The organism is Rhizobium sp. WYCCWR 11146 (assembly GCF_013591995.1).
Taxonomy (GTDB): domain Bacteria; phylum Pseudomonadota; class Alphaproteobacteria; order Rhizobiales; family Rhizobiaceae; genus Rhizobium; species Rhizobium indicum.
Window position 1 is genome coordinate 431,926 of the sequence record NZ_JACCEY010000016.1, and the last position, 21,872, is coordinate 453,797.

The 21,872-nt window shown below is 61.7% G+C and carries 19 protein-coding genes; 7 read left to right on the forward strand and 12 right to left on the reverse strand.

Annotation, left to right across the window (positions count from 1 at the left end; translation table 11 throughout):
* The 4 genes from HX899_RS12120 to HX899_RS12135 all read right to left on the reverse strand — a co-directional run.
* A partial coding sequence (locus tag HX899_RS12120) for a thiamine pyrophosphate-binding protein (protein ID WP_181292584.1) occupies positions 1 to 1,628 on the reverse strand: 1,628 nt, incomplete at its 3' end.
* Positions 1,629 to 1,641: 13 nt separating this feature from the next.
* Positions 1,642 to 2,844: a CaiB/BaiF CoA-transferase family protein gene (locus tag HX899_RS12125; protein WP_138330495.1), complete on the reverse strand. Its 1,203-nt coding sequence runs from the start codon at positions 2,842 to 2,844 to the stop codon at positions 1,642 to 1,644.
* Positions 2,845 to 2,882: 38 nt separating this feature from the next.
* Positions 2,883 to 3,839, reverse strand: a complete 957-nt coding sequence (locus tag HX899_RS12130; protein ID WP_171598407.1) for a DMT family transporter — start codon at positions 3,837 to 3,839, stop codon at positions 2,883 to 2,885.
* 48 nt (positions 3,840 to 3,887) lie between these two features.
* On the reverse strand, positions 3,888 to 4,817 hold the full coding sequence (locus HX899_RS12135) for an alpha/beta fold hydrolase (RefSeq protein ID WP_171598406.1): 930 nt from the start codon (positions 4,815 to 4,817) through the stop codon (positions 3,888 to 3,890).
* Positions 4,818 to 4,975: 158 nt separating this feature from the next.
* Between HX899_RS12135 and HX899_RS12140 the strand changes: the two genes are divergently transcribed.
* The 4 genes from HX899_RS12140 to metF all read left to right on the forward strand — a co-directional run bounded on the left by HX899_RS12140 (position 4,976) and on the right by metF (position 9,555).
* Entirely contained in the window at positions 4,976 to 5,716 is a 741-nt protein-coding gene (locus HX899_RS12140; protein ID WP_138387060.1) for a ribonuclease T2 family protein, read from the forward strand.
* Between the two features lie 97 nt (positions 5,717 to 5,813).
* Positions 5,814 to 7,463, forward strand: a complete 1,650-nt coding sequence (ettA, locus tag HX899_RS12145; protein ID WP_011652822.1) for an energy-dependent translational throttle protein EttA — start codon at positions 5,814 to 5,816, stop codon at positions 7,461 to 7,463.
* 162 nt (positions 7,464 to 7,625) lie between these two features.
* Positions 7,626 to 8,651 carry a metalloregulator ArsR/SmtB family transcription factor gene (locus HX899_RS12150; protein ID WP_138387061.1) on the forward strand — a complete coding sequence of 342 codons (1,026 nt, stop codon included), beginning with the start codon at positions 7,626 to 7,628 and terminating at the stop codon, positions 8,649 to 8,651.
* Between the two features lies 1 nt (position 8,652).
* Entirely contained in the window at positions 8,653 to 9,555 is a 903-nt protein-coding gene (gene metF / locus HX899_RS12155) for a methylenetetrahydrofolate reductase [NAD(P)H] (protein ID WP_138330499.1), read from the forward strand.
* A gap of 480 nt (positions 9,556 to 10,035) precedes the next feature.
* Here metF and HX899_RS12160 read toward each other — a convergent pair whose 3' ends face one another.
* From HX899_RS12160 to HX899_RS12180, 5 genes are all read right to left on the reverse strand, one after another.
* Positions 10,036 to 10,941, reverse strand: a complete 906-nt coding sequence (locus HX899_RS12160) for a DMT family transporter (RefSeq protein ID WP_138387063.1) — start codon at positions 10,939 to 10,941, stop codon at positions 10,036 to 10,038.
* A 224-nt stretch (positions 10,942 to 11,165) separates the two neighbouring features.
* Positions 11,166 to 12,383: a lytic murein transglycosylase gene (locus HX899_RS12165; protein ID WP_138387064.1), complete on the reverse strand. Its 1,218-nt coding sequence runs from the start codon at positions 12,381 to 12,383 to the stop codon at positions 11,166 to 11,168.
* Positions 12,384 to 12,464: 81 nt separating this feature from the next.
* Positions 12,465 to 13,262, reverse strand: coding sequence for a GH25 family lysozyme (locus HX899_RS12170; RefSeq protein WP_129419869.1), 798 nt, complete (start codon positions 13,260 to 13,262; stop codon positions 12,465 to 12,467).
* Positions 13,263 to 13,387: 125 nt separating this feature from the next.
* The gene (locus tag HX899_RS12175) at positions 13,388 to 14,062 is read right to left on the reverse strand and encodes a class I SAM-dependent methyltransferase (protein WP_138330502.1); all 675 of its coding nucleotides are present in this window, start codon (positions 14,060 to 14,062) and stop codon (positions 13,388 to 13,390) included.
* Positions 14,059 to 15,303, reverse strand: coding sequence for a DUF3419 family protein (locus tag HX899_RS12180; protein WP_138330503.1), 1,245 nt, complete (start codon positions 15,301 to 15,303; stop codon positions 14,059 to 14,061). Before HX899_RS12180 ends, HX899_RS12175 begins: the two co-directional genes overlap by 4 nt.
* Positions 15,304 to 15,517: 214 nt before the next feature.
* On the opposite strand from HX899_RS12180, the gene HX899_RS12185 reads away from it, so the two are divergent.
* Positions 15,518 to 16,936, forward strand: coding sequence for a serine hydrolase (locus HX899_RS12185; RefSeq protein WP_171598404.1), 1,419 nt, complete (start codon positions 15,518 to 15,520; stop codon positions 16,934 to 16,936).
* A 37-nt stretch (positions 16,937 to 16,973) separates the two neighbouring features.
* Here the strand turns inward: HX899_RS12185 and HX899_RS12190 are convergent, their stop codons facing one another.
* From HX899_RS12190 to HX899_RS12200, 3 genes are all read right to left on the reverse strand, one after another.
* Positions 16,974 to 17,918 (reverse strand): lytic transglycosylase domain-containing protein, encoded by a 945-nt coding sequence (locus tag HX899_RS12190; RefSeq protein ID WP_138330505.1) that lies wholly within the window; start codon positions 17,916 to 17,918, stop codon positions 16,974 to 16,976.
* Positions 17,919 to 18,032: 114 nt separating this feature from the next.
* Positions 18,033 to 18,668, reverse strand: coding sequence for a LysE family translocator (locus tag HX899_RS12195; protein ID WP_003541440.1), 636 nt, complete (start codon positions 18,666 to 18,668; stop codon positions 18,033 to 18,035).
* A gap of 57 nt (positions 18,669 to 18,725) precedes the next feature.
* Complete coding sequence (locus tag HX899_RS12200) at positions 18,726 to 19,937, reverse strand: pyrophosphate--fructose-6-phosphate 1-phosphotransferase (RefSeq protein WP_029873407.1); 1,212 nt, start codon at positions 19,935 to 19,937, stop codon at positions 18,726 to 18,728.
* A 411-nt stretch (positions 19,938 to 20,348) separates the two neighbouring features.
* Here HX899_RS12200 and HX899_RS12205 point away from each other — a divergent pair, with 411 nt between their 5' ends.
* Positions 20,349 to 21,056 carry a DnaJ family molecular chaperone gene (locus tag HX899_RS12205; protein WP_025395328.1) on the forward strand — a complete coding sequence of 236 codons (708 nt, stop codon included), beginning with the start codon at positions 20,349 to 20,351 and terminating at the stop codon, positions 21,054 to 21,056.
* Positions 21,053 to 21,814 carry an N-acetylmuramoyl-L-alanine amidase gene (locus tag HX899_RS12210; RefSeq protein WP_138330507.1) on the forward strand — a complete coding sequence of 254 codons (762 nt, stop codon included), beginning with the start codon at positions 21,053 to 21,055 and terminating at the stop codon, positions 21,812 to 21,814. The genes HX899_RS12205 and HX899_RS12210 overlap by 4 nt, the downstream gene beginning before the upstream one ends.
* Positions 21,815 to 21,872 lie beyond the last annotated feature (58 nt).

Here is a 21,872-nt window from a genome sequence, read left to right on the forward strand (position 1 = left end):
AGCGTGCGCGTCGGCGTGATCGCTTCGGGATCGAGTTTGATTTCGATGATTGCGGGCTTGCCGCTGGCGCGTGCCCGCTCGAAGGCGGGGGCGAAATCCGCCGTCGTCTCCACCGTCTCGCCATGGCCGCCATAGGCGCGAGCAAGGGCTGCGAAGTCGGGATTGGTCAGATCGGTGCTGCTGACGCGGCCGGGATACTCGCGCTCCTGATGCATGCGGATCGTGCCGTAGATGCCGTTGTTGACGACGACTGCGATGATCGGCAGACCGTAGCGGATGGCGGTGGCGAATTCCTGTCCGTGCATCAGGAAGCAGCCGTCCCCGGCAAAGCAGATGACCTCGCGCTCGGGAAAGAGCCGCTTGGCGGCGACGGCGGCCGGCAGGCCGTAACCCATCGAGCCGGAGGTGGGGGCGGCTTGGGTGTTGAAGCGGCGGAAACGATGGAAGCGGTGCACCCAGGTGGCGTAGTTGCCGGCGCCATTGGTAAAGATCGCGTCCGGCCCGGTATTGGCCTCCAGCCACTCCATGATCGGCCCCATATGGACGGCGCCCGGACCTGTCGAAGGCGGCTTCGACCAGGCGAGATAGGCCTGGTGCATGCGTTCCGTGCGCTCCGCCCAGTGCGGCTCGGCCGGCGCTTCCAGATCGGCGAGCGCTTCAACGAAATTGGCAGCAGCGGCGCAGATCGCAAGATCAGGACGATAGATACGGCCGAGTTCGGATGCATCGGGATAGATATGCACCAGCGATTGCTGGGGGTATGGGATATCGATCAGCGTATAGGATGAGGAGGGCATTTCCGACATGCGGGCGCCCAGCAGGATCAGCAGGTCGCTCTCCTTGATCTCCTTTGCCAGCGCCGGATTGATCCCGATGCCGACATCGCCGGCATAACAGGGATGCAGATGATCGAACAGCATCTGCCGGCGGAACGAGCAGCCGACCGGCAATTTGAAACGTTCGGCGAAAATTGCAAAATCGGCGACGGCATCGGCATCCCAGCGCGTGCCGCCGAGGATCACCATCGGCCGCTCGGCCTTGAGCAGGCGCAGATAGAGATCGTCGATCTGGCTGCGACCGGGGTGGGCTTCGACGCCGACATAGCGCTTGGCGCGGGGCGCCTCGACTTCGTCGCGCAGCATGTCTTCCGGCAGGGTCAGCACCACAGGGCCGGGACGGCCGGAGGTTGCGATCGCAAAGGCGCGGGTGACGAACTCGGGAATGCGGGCGGCATCGTCGATCTCGCCCACCCATTTGGCGAATTCGGTAAAGGCGCGGCGGAACTCGACCTCCTGGAAGGCCTCGCGTTCTCTCGCTTCCCGCTGCACCTGGCCGATGAAGAGGATCATTGGGATCGAGTCCTGCTTGGCGATATGCAGGCCGGCGGAGGCGTTGGTGGCGCCGGGGCCACGGGTCACCATGCAAATGCCGGGTTCGCCGGTCAGCCTGCCCCAGCAATCCGCCATCATCGCCGCTCCGCCCTCCTGGCGGCAGACGAGGACGTCGATATCGCTGTCGCGCAACGCGTCGAGCACGGCGAGGAAGCTCTCGCCGGGCACACAGGAGAGACGCTTGACTCCGTTCGCCTTCAGCGCCTCGACGATCAGTTCCCCGCCCGTCTTCTTCATGACAATGCCTTCTTCATGACGATGCCTTCCTCTCGCGCTCGGCGAGTTCCGCCAGAATTTCTGCCTGGTGTTCGCCGAGACGCGGGCTCGGCCTTATATAACGCAGCGGCGTCTCCGACAGCACAACAGGCGTCCTGACACCGGGGATCACGGTACCGGCGGCATCCGCAAGGTCGATGCGCAGGCCGCGGGCCTGCACCTGCGGATGGGCGAACATTTCCTCGATCGTATTGATCGCGCCTGATGGAACCGCGTTCTCTTCACAGGCCTTCAACAGATCCGCCTTTTGCCATTTCAGCGTCTCGGTGGAGATGAGGCGGCGCACTTCGGCGCGATTGCCGACGCGTGCCTTGTTGGTGGCGAAACGCTCGTCGCTCGCGATGGCCTCCAGGCCGAGGATGGTGCAGAGGCGGCGGAACTGGCCGTCGTTTCCAACCGCGAGAATGAGATAACCATCCGCCGTCGGCACGACCTCATAGGGCGAGATATTGGGATGGGCATTGCCGAGGCGGGTCGGCGCCTCGCCGGAGACCAGGTAATTCATGTTCTGATTGGCGAGCACGGCCGATTGCACGTCGAGCAGGGCCATGTCGACCAACTGGCCTTCGCCTGACTTCAGGGCATGGATCAGGGCGGCTTCGATCGCCGAGACGGCATAGATGCCGGTGAAGATATCGGCGATGGCGACACCTGCCTTCATCGGCTGGCCACCCGGCTCCCCGGTAATCGACATGAAGCCGGACATGCCCTGGACGATGTAATCGTAGCCGGCGAGGCTGGCATAAGGGCCGTTCTGGCCGAAGCCGGTGATCGAGCAATACACGAGCTTCGGGTTCACCTTGCGCAGGCTGTCATAATCGAGCCCGTATTTGACGAGGCCGCCGACTTTGAAATTCTCGATGACCACATCGGCGGTGGAGACGAGGCGGCGGACGAGATCCTGGCCTTCGGCGCTCTTCAGGTCGGCAGTGACGGAGCGCTTGCCGCGATTGGCGGCGTGGTAATAGGCGGCCGAGAGATTTTCGCCGTCGGCGCCCTCGACGAAGGGTGGCCCCCATTGGCGCGTATCGTCGCCGCCGTCGGGATTTTCGACCTTGATGACGTCGGCGCCGAGATCGGCGAGCATCTGTCCCGCCCAGGGGCCGGCGAGCACGCGAGCAAGCTCGATCACCCGGATGCCGGCAAGCGGCGGTTTTTTCGTCACGGTCTCCGTCATGTTCCTCCGGGCTCTCGTTCTTAGATCTGGGCTCAGATCTAGGGCGCCAGCGTCGCCTCTGATGTACCGGATACCGGTTTCGATGCAAAGCGGCGCTCGCGCCAGACAATGTAGAAGCCCGACGCCATGATAATCATGATGCCGAGCCATTTGATCGCATCCGGGAAGTCGCCAAAGACCAGCCAGGCGAAGATCGTCGCCGAGACGATCTCGAAATATTGCAGCGGTGCGAGCGTCGAGGCTGGTGCTGCGCGATAGGCATAGACACCGAGGATGCCCGATATCGCGGCCATGGCGCCAACGCCGGCGACATAGAACCAGGCGCGGCCATCCGGCATGACCGGATCGAAGAGATCGGAGCCGGTTCCCTGGCCCAGGAAAAGCAGGATGGCGCAGAAGAGCAGGCCCCAGATGCTCATCTGGAACTGCATGGCCCAAGGGTCCTCCCTGTGCGAGAGGACGCGGGTCATCAGCACAAAGATGGCGATGCAGAGCGCGCTGACGACAGGCAGAAGCGCGATGTAGCCGACTTCTTCGAAACTCGGCTGAATGATCAGCATCGCCCCGAAGAAGCCGACGCCGCAGGCGCTATAGCGCCGCCAGCCGATTGTCTCCTTCAAGAAGATACCGCCGAGGATCGTTAGCATGATCGGCTCGACGAAGAAGATCGCAATCGCGTCGGCGACCGCCATGTATTTCAGCGTGGTGACGAAGGAGATCATCGAGACAGTGATGATCGCGCCGCGGATGGCGTGGAACAGATTTTGGCGCCAGGAAAAATCGGCGAAGCTGCGCCGCCATATCACAATCGGCAACATGCAGAGCGCCTGTACGGCGAAGCGGCCGGCGGTGATCTCCGCGGACGGGACTGTGACGATGGCAAGCTTGGCGAAAATATCGATGAGCGGCGAGAACATCACCGAGATAAACATCAGCACAAGCCCCATCGTCACGTCGGAGGCGGACGAAACGGGGCGGGCGGAGGTGCTGTTCATGATGAAATCCCTGTACTCAGGATATTGGTCACTCAGGATATTGGTCGCTCAGGATCTTGCGACGGCCCTGTCGCACCACTCGGCGAAGGCTGCGATCGCCGCCTCCGCGCCGATCTCATTTAATGTTTCGTGCCGCATGTCCTGATATATCTCAGTGCTGATACGGGAGAAGCTTTGGCCTTTCAAATGGTTTGACAGCCAGAGCACGGCTTTTCCACGCTCCGTCGCCGGGTCCTCTCCGCCGCCGACCAGATGGATCGGCATGTCCCGCGGCAGCCGGTCGAGGTGGATTTTCTGCGGCGCGCGGAAGGTCAGCTCGAAGAGATCGAGCCAGAGAGAGACCGAGGCGTCGAAGCCGCAGAGCGGATCGGAAACATATTTGTCGACTTCATCAGGAAGACGCGACAGCCAGTCGAACTCGGTGCGGCGGCCGGGAATGGATTTGCCCCAGGCGCCGAAGGTGAGCTTCGGCAACATGCCGCTCGGCACGTCGGAGCCCTTCAGCATGCGCTCGGCAAGCAGGATCGCCTGGGCGGCGCGGCCGGCAAGGCCGACGGCGAAATTCGAATTCCAGACGGCGACGGCGTCGAAGTCGGCCGGAGCCGTGACGGCAGCGTTGAGGGCGATGAGGCCGCCCATCGAATGGCCGAAAAGGATCACCGGCAGGCGGGGATGGCGGGAGGCCGCATGGCTGCGCATGGCGATGACGTCGCCGATCACCCTTTCGACCCCACCGCGCCGGGCAAAGCGGCCGATCGGCGCGTCGGGCGCCGTCGTCTCGCCGTGGCCGCGATGATCATGGGCATAGACATGATATCCGCGCGCCGCCATCGCCTCGGCAAAGGAGCGGTATCGTTTCGAATGTTCGGCCAAGCCATGCGATATCAACAGGATGCCGCGTGCCGGGGTGATGGCCTCGGCATGGTGATAGGCCAGCGACGCCCCTGGCACGGCGAGCCTATGCGTTTCAGAAAACATGTGATCCTCCCGGCGGCAACAGACCAGATCGCCGGGTAATTGCAACATGGGTATTTGATTATCTGATAACAATTTGTGGCCTTGTTGCGATTCAGGGTTGCGGCCTTTTGATTTTGATGCTTATTTGTTCCTGTATTGTTCTTTTTTTGGGGGTTGAAATGAGCAGCATGCAATTGCGTACCTTGTCGTTCGCTGTGTCGATGGTTATTGCCGGCGCCGCCGTGGCGCAGGAGGCTGGCGGGCGCACCCGCTTCATTCTGGCGGCGAGCTGGCAGCCGGCCTTTTGCCAGACGAACCAGAAGAAGGCCGAGTGTGCGAGCCAGACCGGCGAGCGTCCCGATGCGACGAACTTTTCCTTGCACGGACTTTGGCCAATGCGGCAGGATTATTGCGGCGTAAGCGCCGAGCAGAAGGCCGCCGACAAGGATGGCGACTGGAACAAGCTGCCGGAGGTCACGCTTGCGGCGGAGACGAAGACGGCGCTCGCAAAGGCGATGCCCGGCACGCAATCCGGCCTGGAACGGCATGAATGGGTGAAGCATGGCACCTGCACGAAGATGAGCGCCGACGACTATTTCGGTGTCGGTGTGCATCTCGTGGGCGCACTCAACGCGTCGGCGGTGCGCGATCTTTTCGCTGCCAATATCGGCAAGCCGGTCAAGGCCGACGCGATCAAGGCGGCTTTCGACAAGAGCTTCGGCCCGGGTGCCGGCGACCGCGTCAAGATGAGCTGCCGGCGGGCCGGCAATGTCAGGATGATCAGCGAGCTGACGATCGGGCTTTCGGAAGCCGCCGGGGCGGCATCGGCGAAAAGTGCCGGGCTTGCCGATCTGATCCAGGGTGCTGGAAAAACATCGTTCGGCTGTGACGAGGGCGTCGTCGATGCTGCGGGCTTTTGACCGGAAATCCTGAGTAAACCGGGTTTGGCGTTGCCCGCAGGCGCTGTTTCGCCTACATAGCGGCACAATCGAAGTTTCCCGCCCGGAGCAGCGCAGCATGGCACGTCAGTTCATCTATCATATGTCCGGCCTCAACAAGGCCTATGGCAACAAGAAGATCCTGGAGAATATCCACCTTTCGTTCTACCCGGATGCCAAGATCGGTATCCTTGGTCCGAACGGCGCGGGTAAATCCACCGTGCTGCGCATCATCGCAGGTCAGGACAAGGAGTATACCGGCGAAGCCTGGCTCGCCGAAGGTGCGACGGTCGGCTATCTGGAGCAGGAGCCGCATCTCGATCCCAACAAGACGGTGTTCGAGAATGTCATGGAAGGCGTCGCCTCGAAGACGGCTGTCCTCGATCGCTATAATGAATTGATGATGAACTATTCCGACGAGACGGCGGAAGAGGGCGCCAAGCTTCAGGACGTCATCGATAGCCAGAACCTCTGGGATCTGGAAAGCCAGGTCGAGATGGCGATGGAAGCGCTGCGCTGCCCGCCGCGCGACGCCGAAGTCACCAGCCTTTCCGGTGGTGAGCGTCGCCGTGTTGCGCTCTGCCGCCTGCTGCTTTCGCAGCCGGATCTGCTGCTGCTCGACGAACCGACCAACCACCTAGACGCCGAAACCATCGCCTGGCTCGAAAAACATCTGCGCGACTATCCGGGCGCCGTGATGATGATTACCCACGATCGCTACTTCCTTGACAACGTCACCGGATGGATTCTCGAACTCGACCGCGGCCGTGGCATCCCCTACGAAGGCAACTACTCGGCCTACCTGCAGGCGAAAGCCAAGCGCATGCTGCAGGAAAGCCGCGAAGACGCATCGCGCCAGAAGGCGATCAGCCGCGAACAGGAATGGATCGCTTCCAGCCCGAAGGCTCGTCAGGCCAAATCCAAGGCGCGTATCAAGTCCTATGAGCAGTTGGTGGATGCCGCCGAGAAGCAGCGTCCCGGCGACGCGCAGATCATCATCCCGGTCAGCGAGCGCCTCGGCCAGGTGGTCATCGAGATGGACGGCATCACCAAGGGCTTCGAGGGCCGTACGCTGATCAACGACCTGTCGATCAAGCTGCCGCCAGGCGGCATCGTCGGCATCATCGGCCCGAACGGCGCCGGTAAGACGACGCTATTCAGGATGATCACCGGCCAGGAAACGCCGGATGGCGGTTCGATCCGCATCGGCGAGACCGTGCATCTCGGTTATGTCGACCAGAGCCGTGACACCCTTGCGGCCGACAAGACGGTCTGGGAGGAAATCTCCGGCGGCGCCGAAATCATCAAGCTTGGCAAGTTCGACATGAACTCCCGTGCCTATTGCGGCGCCTTCAACTTCAAGGGCGGCGATCAGCAGCAGAAGGTCGGCAATCTCTCTGGTGGTCAGCGCAACCGTGTTCACCTTGCCAAGATGCTGAAGGCCGGCGGCAACGTTCTGCTGCTCGACGAACCGACCAACGACCTCGATACGGAAACGCTGGGTGCCTTGGAAAACGCGCTGGAGAACTTTGCCGGCTGCGCCATCATCATCAGCCATGATCGCATGTTCCTCGACCGTTTGGCGACGCATATCCTCGCTTTCGAAGGCGACGGCCATGTCGAATGGTTTGAAGGCAACTTCGAGGATTATGAACAGGACAAGGTTCGCCGTCTCGGCCCCGACGCCCTTAACCCGGGCAGCCAGGCTCACAAGCGTCTGACACGCTGATTTCACTCATTTTTGCTTTCGGAAGCCCCGGTTCGGCCGGGGCTTTTTCATGTCTGCCTCTGTCGCAATTTGAGCAGCCAATTTCGTGGAGAGAGCGAATTCTCGCTTGCCACCGCTTTTCAAATCACATAAAGATATCTTTATATCTTGATCGGATCGAAAATGAGCGAACCCTTGAAGCTTGGACTGGAGGCGCTGGTGGACGTCTTGAAGGCGGCCGGCGAGCCCACGCGCCTGCGTCTTCTGGCACTTCTTGACGGCGGCGATCTGACGGTGACCGATCTTACCGAAATTCTCGGCCAATCCCAGCCCCGCATCTCGCGCCACCTGAAGCTGCTCGGCGAGGCCGAACTGATCGAACGCTACCAGGAAGGCGCCTGGGCCTATTTCCGCCTCAAGCAGGACGGTAAGGCCGCCATGCTGGTGCGGGCGTTGCTGAAGCATGTTTCCGAGAACGATCCGACCATCCTTCGCGACGGCGAGCGGCTCTCGCAGGTCAAGCACCAGCGCGCCGAGCGGGCACAGGCCTATTTCAGCCGCAACGCGGCCGAATGGGACGAGCTTCGCCGCCTGCATGCGGCCGATGAGGAGGTCGACGCTGCCGTCATCCGGCTGCTCGGCAGCCAGCCGATCGACTCGCTGCTCGATCTCGGCACCGGCACCGGCCGCATCCTCGAACTCCTGTCCGGGCTCTACCGCCGGGCGACCGGCGTTGATGCCAGCCGCGACATGCTGAGCGTGGCACGCGCCAATCTCGACAAGTCCCGCATCACCAAGGCCACCGTGCGCCACGCCGATATCCTGAACCTGCCTTTCGAGGGACAGGATTTCGATCTGGTGACGATCCATCAGGTGCTGCATTTCTTCGATCAGCCGGAGATTGCGATCGCGGAAGCGGCGCGCATGCTCCGGCCGGGCGGCCGGCTCGTGGTCATCGACCTTGCGCCGCACACGCTCGAATATCTCCGCGACGAGCATGCGCATGTCCGTCTCGGTTTTTCGCACCAGGCGATGTCCGACTGGTTGCGCAAGGCCGGGCTCGACGTCGAGCAGGTCGTCGATCTTCATCCGGGTCAGCAAAGCGGGCAGGGGTTGACGGTCACCGTCTGGCTCGCGCGAGATCCGAGGCGTCTCATGGCTTCGCAGACGAGCGAAGGCGCCGAACCTACATTTGCCGGGAGGGTATGACATGGCTTTGAAAAACGAAGCGCGCGGCCGCAACATCAGGGTCTCCTTCGAATTCTTCCCGCCGAAATCGGAGGAGATGGAAGGGCAGCTCTGGCATACCGTCAGCGAACTGCAGGACTGGGACCCGGATTTCGTCTCGGTGACTTATGGCGCCGGCGGCACCACCAGAGCGCCGACGCTGACCGCCGTTACTCGGTTCCTGTCGCAGACGCCGCTTGCCACAGCCTCGCATCTCACCTGCGTCGGCGCGACCAAGGAGGAGACGCATCAGGTAGTCGACACGTTCCGCAAGGCCGGCGTGACGCATTTCGTGGCGCTGCGCGGCGATGCGCCCGGCGGCGCCGGTGCGCCCTACCAGCCGCATCCCGGCGGTTATGCCAATGCGGCGGAGCTGGTGGCCGGCCTGAAGGAAATCGGCGATTTCGAGATTTCGGTTTCCGCCTATCCGGAAAAACACCCGGAAAGCCGCGACACGGCGGCCGATATCGACATGCTGAAGCGCAAGGCCGACAATGGCGCCGACCGGGCACTGACGCAATTCTTCTTCGACAACGATAATTTCGAGCGTTACCTGGAACGGGTGCGCGGCGCCGGCATCTCGATCCCCGTTGTGCCCGGCATCATGCCGATCCAGAACCTGACGCAGTTGAAGCGCTTCGCCGGGGCCTGCGGCACGATCATCCCCGCCTTTCTCGACGAGCGCTTCGCAGGCTTCGACGACAAGCCCGAGGAGCGGGCGAAGGTCGCCGCCGAAGTCGCTGCCGAACAGATCGAAGATCTCGTCCGGCGCGGCATCCACGACTTCCATCTCTATACGATGAACCGTGCGCCGCTGGTTTCCGCCGTGCTCGACAATCTCGGCCTCTCCCGCCGGCAAACAAAAAGTGCTGGCGCAGCCGCCTGATCTTTGCGCGTCTGAAAGACGCGCGGCGCTGTAAAAGTGAAAAGCGCATGTCGGGCGGGACATGCGCTTTTTCGTTGGCGGATTGATCAGCTATTCAGGAGTTTAGGCACTATCAGTCATTACACTTTCGTCGGCCAGCTCAGATGAAGAGCATGGACAAGACGAAAGCAAACGCTGCACTGACCAACAGAACATTCAAGGATTGCGTGAGTCCCATGTCTGTCTCCTCGCGTTAACCGGCCGATAATATGTCTGAAATATGTCGGTTGGGAAGCAGATCTTATGCTGCGCTGCAGAAGAGTTCAGTGGATAAGTCGAATAGTGTTTCGGCAAGCGTTTGAAATTATTTGTTAATTTGCAACAAATTTTTGTTCACAGATTTTAACATGCCGTTAAATCGGGCGATCGCACATTTACCTATGCGCCTAAAACATGGCAGGCTCGCAACTGGTTGAAAACATATGGAATTCGCAACCGGTTTCAGGCGGCCTTCGCGAGCATGCGATAGGCGCGGCCGTCGAGAATGACCAAGCCGAAACCGATCAGCGCCATGCCGGCAAACTCGCTCAGCGCGAGCCTTTCTCCGAGGAAGAGCACGCCGAGAAGGATGGCGCTCGGCGGCACCAGCAGGGTGACGAGCGAGGCATTGGTGGCGCCAGCCGCCGCCATGATCCGGAAATAGAGGATGTAGCCGAAGGCGGTCGACAGCAGCGCCAGTGCCAGGATGGCGAGGAGGGCATCGAGCGACGGTGCGGCAAGCGCCCAAGGACGATCGGCCAGCAGCGACAGCGGCAGCGCAATCAGCGAAGAGGCGGTCAACTGTCCGGCTGCGGTGACAGGGGCGGGAACATTCTTGAAGCGTTTTCCGTAAGTGGCGGCGAAACCATAGGAGATCGCGGCAAGCACGGGAAGAAGCAGCGCCCAGAGCGGGGCTTGGCCACCGGCCGATATGCCGGGGCCGATCAGCACGATCGTCCCGGCCAGCCCGACCAGGCAGCCGGCGATCTTTGCCGGCGACAGCTTCTCGTCTGAGGTGAAGTAGTTGGCGATCAACACGGTCCAGATCGGTGTCGTCGCATTCAGGATCGCCGCAAGACCGGCGCCGATGCGGGTCTGGCCGAAAAAGATCAGCGCATGCGGCAGGGCATTGTTGATGAGCCCGAGGATCAGGAATTCGCGCCAGCGGGCCTTGAGGATCGCATAGAAGTCGAAACGGCCGGCGATATAGATATGCAGCGCCAGCGCTGCGAGCAGCAGCCTGAAGAAGACGAGGGTCAGCGGCGGCACGTGCTGGACGGCGATGCGGGCAAAGAAAAAGGAGGCGCCCCAGATCAGGCCGAGCAGGACCAGCAGACCCCAGGTCCAGGCATTCATTCTGCTGTCCACGCCGGTTCCTCCACCGCAAGCCGTTTTGCCGAAAAACGGTTTTCGGTTTCATGCTGTATCGCAGGCGGCGGATCGCGCCACCCGTTTCTTGCGAAGCGGGCGGCAAGATGTCAGCTAAAGCGCGTCGCGATCTTTCGGATTCGCTCGTCGCGCTTTAGCTCTTTGTTTTTACGCATGCCGTTGTCGCAAAACCGCTGCACACTTTTGCGCGGCATGCTTTAGGATCAGAGGGCGTTGAGAAGGGCAGGCGTCGCCCAGCCGTCGGCCGGCATGCCGAGGCGCTGCTGTTCCTTCTGGATCGCGACACGCGTGCCGGAGCCGAGGATGCCATCGATCTCGCCGACATCATGGCCGAGCGACTGCAGCTTGGTCTGCAAGGCCTTCATCTGGTCGCTGGCAAGTCCCTGTTCCGGCACGCCCTTGAGATAGGGTTCGGCACCCGAAAGGCGCGTCCCGAAATAGGCGGCCGAGGTCGTGTAGATGAACGACTTGTTCCATTCGAGATAGATCTTGAAATTGGGATAGGCGATGAAGGCCGGTCCCATGCGGCCCTGCGGCAGCACGAGGTCGCCTTCGAGATCGCCGAAAGCTGTGTTGCCGTCGCGCGGCTTGACGCCGAGTGCGAACCATTCGGCGGCCTTCATCGTGCCGCCAAGACCGGATTTCTCGAAGGGCAGGTTGTCGGGCACGGTCACTTCCTGCAGCCAGGGCTGGCCGCGCTCGAAGCCGAGGTGCTGGATGAATTTCGCCGCCGTCAGGATAGCGTCCGGGCTGCTCTGTTTCAGGCGGACATGGCCGTCACCGTCGCCATCCATGCCATAGGCAATGATGTCGCGCGGCAGCATCTGCACCTGGCCGATCTCGCCGGCCCAGGCACCGGTATTGGTGGCGGGGTCGAGGTCGCCATGCTGGACCATCTCGATAAGGGCGATCAGCTGCGGACGGAAGAGTTCCGGGCGGCGGCAATCATGCGACAGCGTCACCAGGGCGTTGCGGGTGTTGAAATCGCCCTGGACGGCGCCGAAATCGGTTTCCATCGCCCAGAAGGCGGTGATGACGCCGGGGGGCACGCCGAATTCCTGCTCGGCGCGGGCAAAGACGTCGGCATATTGCTTCATCTTCTGGCGGCCGATGTCGAGGCGGGCCTGGCTGACGGTGCGCTGGGAGAATTCGAGGAAGGTCTGCTTGAAGACGCCTTGGGCGCGATCCCGGCTCAGGACCTTGGGGTCGCTATCGGCGCCGGCGAAAGCCTCGTCGGCGGCTGCCGCACTGGCGCCGGCTGCCACAGCATCTTTCTTCACGCCTTCGAGGAAAGCGGACAGATCGCCGCCGCAGGGCGCTGCCGGGGCTGCGCCCTGCGCCTGCTGGGCGGCCGCGCCGCCTGCGAGGGCGAGGGCAAACAGAAGAGCGAGTGCAGAGCGGCTTGCGAGCGAGCGGTGCATGGATGCGGTCCTTATATCAAACAGATTGCCGTCGCTTTCACAGACGAATGTGACGGAAGCAAGAAACATCGCAAGACGTTACTAAGAATTTCTATCCTTGGAAACGGCCGCGACCCAATTGTTCCAGTTCTTTGCGCTGCCGGCAAAGACATTGATATCGGTCGGCCCACTGATGCCGGGAATCACGCCGGTCGAGGTATATTGCCAGAAGGCCCAGCGGCGGTCGGAATAGGTCACCTCGGGGTGTTTTGCCACCGAACGGACCCAGAAATGATAATCCTGGAAGTAGCCGGCGAGATTTTCGCGGTGGAAATCGACCGAGGTATAGATGATCGGGCGCTTGCCGTAATAGGCTTCCAGCCGGTCCATGAAACGCTGCATTTCGGCGCGCACCGTTTCAGCGTCGGGACGGTAGCGGCAGGTCTTTGATTCAGCGTTCCACTCGACGTCGAGCACCGGCGGCAGGCGCATGGCCTCCTTCGGCACGTTGCGGATGAACCAGTCTGCCTGCTGATCGGCCGAGGAGCAGAAATAGTAGAAGTGATAGGGAGCGTGCGGGATGCCGGCGGCGCGGGCCTCTCGCCAGTATTCGTCGAAACGCGGATCGACCCTGTCCTTGCCTTCGGTGGCCTTGATGAAGGCGAAGGCGACGCCGGAATTCTTCACCGTGCCCCAGTCGATATCGCCCTGCCATTTGGAAATATCGATGCCGTGCACCTGGTTGAGCTGCGGATGCTTGGCTCCGAAATCCTGGGGATCGGTGTCCTTGAAGCGCGTCTTCGGCTTGATCGACGCCGTTTCGAGGTAGTCATAACCGGAGGAACTGCAGCCGGCCAAAAGGACGGCCAAGGGCAAAACGCAAAACAAAAGCCGGCGCATGGGCGTCCCGTCGTAGCTCGAATGATCTCTTTGCCCCACAACCTGACCTTCGAAAAAGACGAGTCAGCAGAGGATAACCCTCTTTTCATCATATCAACGTAAAAAATCGGTTAGTTTCAAGCGAATTATGAGCGCTTGCTGATAATAGCTGCCCGCCAGGCATAACCGCCGCCGACGGTATCGAACAACAATGTCGCGTTGTTTTCATGGGCTTGCGCTTCCAGGACCGGGCGCAGATCGGGGCGCGGGGTGACGTGGAATTTCGCAAGCCAGGACTGCAGCATGCGCCGGAACCAGCCCGGCAAGCCTTCCTGTTGGCCGAAATCGACGATGTGCAGCTGGCCGCCGGGATTGAGGGCAGCGATCGATGCGTCGACGGCGCGCTCCCAGTCCGGGATCATCGACAGGGCGTAGGAAATCAGGATGCGGTCGAAACCGCTGACGCCGAATTCGCGCGGTGTGAAGGCCGTGGCGTCGGCGACGCGGAATTCCGGGATCGTCGCCTTGGTGGCGAAGGTCTTGCGCGCCGAAATCAGCATTTCCTGGGAAATGTCGAGGCCGAACAGCTTGGCGGTCGGGAAATGCCTATGGGCGAAAGCCATGTTGCGCCCGGTGCCGCAGCCGACTTCAAGCAGCGTGCCGCCTTCGGGCACGTCGAGGTTGCGGATCGTGCTGTCACGGCCGAGAAGATAATATTTGCGGGTCAGGTCGTAGATATGGCGCTGGTAGCGGTACATGCCATCCATGAGGCTGGCATGTTCATCGCTCTGTCCTGCCGTCTCAGTGCCGACCTTGCTCACGCTTTCTTCCCGTAAATGTGGAAGCCGCCGTAGATTGCCGAACGATCAAGCGCAGTCAGTTCACGCGACTTCTCTTCGAAGTAATCCCATTGGTCGCGGATCGCCGGAGCCAGACGGCCTTCGATGATGCTTTTTTCGGCGGCGGTGCGGAAGATCACGCGGGCGCCTTCGCGCGCCGTGCGGGTGATTTCCGTCCAGACGTCGTTCAGCTGCTCGTCCGTCATCCAGTCCTGTGCGTCGAGCAGGATGTAGCGGTCGCGTGAGGCGGCCGGCTCGCGGGCCAGAAGCTCGGTGAAGCTTGCGTGGTGGACATTGACGCGGTCGACATTGGCGCGGATCACCTGATAGTGCTCCGACTTCAGATAGGTCGGCAAAGGGCCTTCCGATTCGGTGCCATAGCGGCGGCCGAAGGCCTGCCAGGCGAAATAGTTGTCGCTCATCGGGAAATGACAGGCGAGCTTTTCCAGGCGGTGCTTCAGCACCGGCGCGATCGAATGATCGGCGGCAAGGCTTGCGAGTTCGTCATATTGCTGCGGCGGAATGCCGAGGCCGAAGAGCGAGCTCTTGCGGCCGGTGATCCAGCGCACGACCGGCTTTTCGAAGAGCGGCGCGATCTGTTCGTCGAAGAACTGGCGCTGCTCACGGATCGAGCGGGTCTTGGTCATCTCGCGCAGCTTGACGCCATGCAGGCGGGCAAGAAGGTGGGCGGCGCCGATGAAGCGGCCGAGCAGGCCTGTTTCGTAAATGTTGCGGTCGAAGACTGTGACGCGGCGACGGCCGAATTTACGGCCGTTCCAGTAGCTGCGGGTCGCCTCATCGAGACGGGCGGCGAGATGCTGGTCGTAGGCGCGGCTGTTCGACTTCTCGTTCGGCATTGCCAGGAAGCGGACGAGATCGGCATGGCCGGGAAGATGCTTGAAGGCGGCAAGCTTCAGGCGGTTCAGCGCGATGTGGTGCGGGTTGAGATCGACCACGTCGATCGAAGCCGGCGCTTTGGAGAGATAGGCGAGCATGTTGCAGCCGCCGGAGCCGATGGTGACGATGCGATGGTTTGGCTTCAGCTCCATCGCTTGCATGTCGAGATCCGGATCCTCCCAGATCTGCGGATAGACGAGGCCGGAGAAGAGAAGGCCGAAGAGACGCTCGGAAAAGCCATCCTTCGAAAAAGCCTTATGGCGGAGAAGGGCATCCTTGAGTTTCCGGTTCTTGCGGAAGCCGGCATCCGGTGCAAATTCTGACATGAGTCTGTCACCTTTTTAGCGTTCAGGGCGTGTAGCGCGCCACTGCTACAGTTTGATGACGTGGGCTGTGGGCGCCCTCTCGCGAGGCTGCGGCTTCAATGAAGCGTGATCTCAATCACATCTTCAGGAAGTGATTGGTATGGTGCGCCTTCTTCGCGTCGGCCCCTTTCCGGCGGGTGCGATTCCTGCTTTTCTCCCGTCATGGAGGAATGTCATGCGATTTGTCCTGCGTATTCTGAAGGCGCTTGCTCTCCTTGTCGTCCTCGTCGTCATCGGCGCCGCCGGCTGGCTCTTCGCCCAGCCGCCGGAATTGCTGCGGGTCGGCGACGGCTATGCCGCAAAGATCGTCTGTTCCAACGTCTTCATTGCCGGCCGCGAGGCCGAGGATGTGCTCCATGACGACGTCCAGGCGCCTGGAAATCCGCTGCTGCGGCTGGTGCGCGTCAGCGTCGACCGAGACAACGACCGTGTGACGGCGCGCTTCATGGGGCTGTTTGCGCCGAGTTATGCGCTCTATCGCGGTGCTTTCGGCTGCACGAGCGTGCCGGACGGCAATTTCGAGGCGGCGGCGAATGCGGCGCCTTTCGATCCGCCGGTCAAGATGCAGGCGAACGACGCCTTGTGGCCGGAGGGCGAGGGAACCGGCAATCCAGCGGACGGGAAGATCGCGGCGCTGCTGGCAGATCCCGGTGTTGCCGGCCCGGCCATGCGGGCGATCGTGGTGGTGCGCAATGGCCGCATCGTCACTGAGGCCTATGGACCCGGCTTCTCGGCGAAGACGCCGCTGATCGGCTGGTCGATGACGAAGACGGTAAATGCGACGATCCTCGGCCGGCAGATGCTCGGCGGCAAGATCTCCTTCGACGACGATAACCTGCTGGCGCAGTGGAAGAACGATGCGCGTGCCAAGATCAAGGTTTCCGATCTGCTCGGCATGGAGAGCGGTCTTGCCTTCAACGAGAACTATGGCGACGTCGCCGATGTGACGCGCATGCTCTATCTCGATCCCGACATGGTATCGCTGCCGGCCAATGCGCCGATGGAGGCGGCACCCGGCCAGCGCTTCCGCTATTCGAGCGGCACGGCCGTGCTGCTCTCGCGCATCTGGATGGACAGGGTCGGCAATGCTCAGGCGGCCTTTTCCTATCCGCACGATGCGTTGTTTGCGCCGCTCGGGATGACGAGTGCCGTGTTCGAACTCGATGCGCGCGGCACCTTCGCCGGAAGCTCCTATCTCTATGCGACGGCGCATGACTGGGCGCGCTTCGGGCAGTTCCTGCTGCAGGATGGCGTGTGGAACGGCCAGCGACTGTTGCCGGAGGGTTTCGTCGGCGCCATGCGCACCCCGACGGCGGCTTCGAACGGGCGGTATTCGCAGGGCCAGGCCTGGCTGGCGCCCGGCCGCGGCTCGAGCGCTGGGGCCGGGCTGCCTGAGGATACATTCTGGCTGACGGGGCACGATGGGCAGAGCGTGGCGATCGTGCCTTCCGCCAATCTGGTGGTCGTCAGGCTTGGCCTGACACCGAGCCGGCTCGACTACCAGCCGCAGACGCTGCTGAAGGCGATCCTGGCGGCCCTGCCGCAATCGGGGGCGCAGCAGCAGGCCGGATCGCAGCAACAGGCGCAGCCATAGGCTGGGGCTGCGATGGCCGTTTCGACAATGTCTGGTGTCAGTAGTTACCTTGGGCGATGTCGGTCATGCCCTTGCGCTTGGCGTCGTAATAATAACCGCGCGCGTAAAGGCGAACGGCGTCGTCTTCCTTACTGTCGGAGACGAGCCAGGCTCCGCGCAGATATTTCGCGGCATATTTGATGTTGGTCTCGGCATCGAAGAGGCCGCCCGGGGCGCCGCCGTAGCCCATGGACTTGGCGGTGTTGTACTTGATCTGCATCAGGCCGAAATAGCCGCGCTTGTTGTAGGCCTTCGCATTATAGCGGCTCTCGCGATGGACGACGCGATGGAGCAGGGTCTCGGGAATTTCGTAGATTTTCGAATATTTCTGAATGAGCTTGGTGACAAAGCTCTTCTCGACGGTCGGCGCATCGTCTTTGTCGTCGTCGCTGAACATCGGGGGTGCGGTCGGCGGATCGATCGGCCCGGATTCGTCGAAACCGTAGTCCATGCTGGCGCGCGGCGTGGTGTCGACTGCGGCAAGTGCTGCAAGCGCGCTGTTTTGCGGTGTCGCGGCAAAGGCAAGCTGCGTCGTCGGCTGTGCCGCCGTTCCCGGGCGCGGCGTCGGCACGACGGACTGGATCGCCGTCATTTCGGGCGTCAGCGGGATCTGCGCATAGGCTGCCGGCTGCATGCCTGCCTGCATGGCAAGATCGCCAGGCTGAGAAGCTGTCGTCACGGCCGGCATCGCCGTTGCGGTCAAAGAGGGGGGTGCCTGGGGAATGGTGGCGCCTGCCACCGCCTGACCGGCTGTGCCTTCGGCTGTCGGGATCGCGGCGAGTGTTGCATCTTCGCCGGGTTTCGGCATCGGCACGACGGTCTGGGCGGCTGTCAGTTCGGCCTGGGACGTGTATTCGACGCTCGTACATCCCGTCATCACGCCGCAGAGTATCGTCGAGACGACAAGACTGCGTTTCAGGCCGGATAATCCGATCGCTACCATTCCGCCACTTTCGTGAAATCGCGCCGCCCCGGCAGCGTATAAAAGTTACCAAAAGCCTAAGCCCTGGTGACCCCATTAACCTATTCGTGGCATTCCGGCAACCACGGAATATTACTAGGCTGCAATACGGCGATACCCGGCCGTTACAGCCCCTGCAGCGATCAGCAGAGTGCCTCCGGTTCGGTTTACTGCGCGCTGGATGCTCGCCTTGCGAATCAGTCCGCGCGCGCTATGGGCGAGAAGGGCGTAGGTAGAGGCGTTGAGGATCGCCAGAACGAGGAAGGTCGCTTCCATGATCGCCATCTGCCCGACGAAGGGCAGGGCCGGATTGAGGAACTGCGGCACGAAGGCGACGAAGAAGATGATGCTCTTCGGATTGAGGGCGGTGACGACATAGGCGTGGAGGAAGATCTTGAGCGACTTCTCCTCCGGCAGGTTGTCGTTGTCGGCAACCGGTTCGCCGATGATGGGAGCCCGCCAGAGCTTGATTCCCAACCAGATCAGATAGGCGCCGCCGATCCACTTCAAGACGGTGAAGAGGGTCGCGGAGGCGGCCAGGACGGCGCCGAGACCGAAGAGAGAAGCCGTCATCGCCGTGAAGTCACCAAGCGCCACGCCGCCCACCGTCGCGAACGCCGTCCGGCGCCCATGACCGAGCGCATAGGAAACGACGAGCAGTATCGTCGGCCCCGGTATGGCCAGCATGATGGCGGATGCGGCCGCAAAAGCGAGCCAAGCTTCAAGTGACATGGTGTCTCCTCCTATTCCTCAGGAACAAGCAAAGACATCATATTAACCATCCGTCAATCACGCTTCTTTGTATTTCTGGCCTATATTGTCCATGACTTCGGCAAACCATGCCGTCGAAAGGTCAAAAGCCTTGCCGCCTTTGATGCGCGGGAATTCTATAGTGCGCAATTTACCGTTCTGGCCTTCATCATGGCCGGTGACGCCGGAGACTTTATTGAGCGCGCTTTCGACGGCGAGATCGACCATGCTCTGGATCAGCCTGAGGTCATCGCCGTTGGCGGGCGCCGAGCGCGCGAAATAACCTGATTTCTGCACGAGGGAACGCTCAGCGTCGAGCAGATTGGCGAACTGCTTCTGGAACCAGGCGCCGACATTGATCGTGTCGATCTTCACATGGCCGAAAGCATCGCGCTTGACGGTCTCGCCGGCGGCTTCGCGCTCGGCGACGATGGCATCGAGGCAGGCGCCTTCCGAGACGAAGACCGTGGCGTGGCCGTTGCGGTCCATGCTTTCCTTCAGGCGGGCGGCCTCGGCGTCGAGGTCGAAGGCCATCTCAGGCAGGTAGACGGCGTCGATACTCTTCAGGTGCGCGTCCATCATCAGGCCGTCGACATACTGGTTGCGGCTGGTGCGCTGCAGATAGGCGCGGGCGGTGGCGGCCGTCAGCCAGCCGCAATGGCGGCCCATGACTTCATGGATGACGAGGGTGCGGGGGGCGGCCGTCTGCTCGTTGCCGACATTGTCGAAGAAATGCGCGCCGACTTCGGCGGCCGTCCAGGCGCCGAGCGACTGGCGGATCGGCACGACGTCATTGTCGACAGTCTTCGGCAAGCCGACGACGGTGAGATCATAGCCGTTGGCGGCGAGGTAGGCGGCTAGGTCGGCGGCCGTGGTATTGGTGTCGTCGCCACCGATCGTGTGGAGAATGGTGATGCCGTCATTGGCGAGGCGTTCGGCGGCGACCCGGAGCGGGTTCTCGCCTTCCTTGACCAGGCCGCGCTTGACGCAGTCGGCGGCATTGGTGAGCTTGACGCGGCTGTTGCCGATCGGCGAGCCGCCATAGCGGTGCAGCAGCGGCGCCTTTTCGCGCATCGCGCGGGTGATCTCGATGCTGTCGCCAAGGAGCACACCCTGGTAGCCCGACTTGTAAGCGACGATTTCGAGCTCGGGCGCGACGTCGCTATAGCGTTCGATAAGGCCGCCGACGGCGGACGAAAGACAGGGCGCCAGGCCTCCGGCGGTCAACATTGCGACTTTCTGTTTGGCCATGATCCCTCCTACGGTGTTTCGGTGCGGCAGCGTTAGCTAGCGCATGGATGCGGCAGGGAAAGGGCCCTGTAAAGTAAAGAATTTACGAAAAATGCGCGTTTCTGCCGTGTTGGATCGCAAAGGCGACGCGAAGTGCTGATATAATCGTTTCAACCCGGTCTACGTGTCGGGAACTGCCCGTGGAAATTTCCGCCGCGCGCTCCGGAATCCACGTGCCCGGGCGATGCCCGCGACTGCCGGCCATGCCCTCACGCGAGATGAAAGCGGGCGTGATGAATCGTTTGTTGCGGTGCGACAATTACCAAATCGTGAAAACTGTGTTCGGCCCTACGACGAATAGTCGCCTTGCAAAGGCTGCGATTCTTTGGTCAAGCTGTTTCTCTATAAGTTGACACGTGTGTGAGATTTTCGATGTCCTTCTGGGAAAAACTGTTGAATGCCATTGGCAATACCGCAGGCAATGCGCTGTCTGCGGTGGTCGAGGCTATCCGCACGGTTTTTGAAGGCGATCCCGAGACCCGGCGTAAGGTGGCTTTCTCGGTGGCGATCATCGCGCTGTCGGCCAAGATGGCCAAGGCCGACGGCATCGTCAGCGAGAAGGAGGTCGAAGCCTTTCGCGAAATCTTCGAGTTTCCGCAGGATCAGGCGAAAAATGTCGCCAGGCTTTACAATCTCGCGCGTCAGGACGTCGCCGGCTACGAAGCCTATGCCGAACGGCTCTCCACGCTCTGCGTTACCTGTGCGGCCAATTGCCCGGTGCTGGAAGACGTGCTCGACGGGCTCTTCCACATCGCCAAGGCCGACGGGCTGATCCACGAGAAGGAACTGAATTTCCTGGGCCATATCGGCGAGATCTTCCAGATGAGCGAGACCCGCTTCGAGCAGATCGCCGCCCGTCACGTCTCGACCGGCGGTGATCCCTACAAGGTGCTCGGCGTCTCGCCTTCGGATGATTTCCCGACCATCCGCCGCCGCTACCACGGCCTCGTCAGCGAACATCATCCCGACCGGCTGATCTCGCGCGGCGTGCCGAAGGAATTCCATGTGATCGCCAATGAGCGCATGGCGGCGCTGAACGCGGCCTATGAGGCGATCGAGAAGGAACGCCGCGCCGCATGACCTCTTTCGAGGCCGACTGCAGAAGCGCCCACGTGCAGCCTTCGCCGAACCACGGCGAACGGGCGGACGGGCGCCGTCCGGATATGATCCTCCTGCACTATACCGGCATGCCGACGGCAGATGGTGCGCTCGACTGGCTCTGTCGCGCCGAAAGCCAGGTTTCCAGCCATTATTTCGTGCATGAGAATGGCGAGGTCGTGCAGCTCGTGCCGGAAATGCGGCGTGCCTGGCATGCGGGAAAAAGCAGCTGGCACGGCGAGACCGATATCAATTCGCTGTCGATCGGCATCGAGATCGCCAATGCCGGCCATCCGGGCGGGCTTCCTGATTATCCGAAAGAGCAGATCGCCGCGGTGATCGAATTGTGTCGCGACTGTGTCAAACGTTGGTCGATCACGCCTGAACGGGTCCTCGGGCATTCCGATGTTGCTCCGATCCGCAAGGTCGATCCGGGCGAGAAATTCCCCTGGGCCGCGCTCTACCAAGCGGGCATTGGGCACTGGGTCGAGCCGGCAACGATCACCGGCGGGCGCTTCTTCCAGCGCGGCGATACCGGCCAACCTGTGGAAGCGCTGCAGTCGATGCTGTCGCTTTATGGTTACGGCACTGAAATCACAGGCGAATTCTCGGAAAAAATGGCCGGTGACGTCGAAGCTTTCCAGCGGCATTTTCGGCCCGAACGGATAGATGGCATCGCCGATTTCTCGACGATCGACACATTGCACCGGCTGCTGTCGGCTTTGCCGCGTTATTCCTGATTCCTCGACAATTACTGAAACGCCGAATTTCGCACTGCAGCGCGAAATTCGGCCTGCC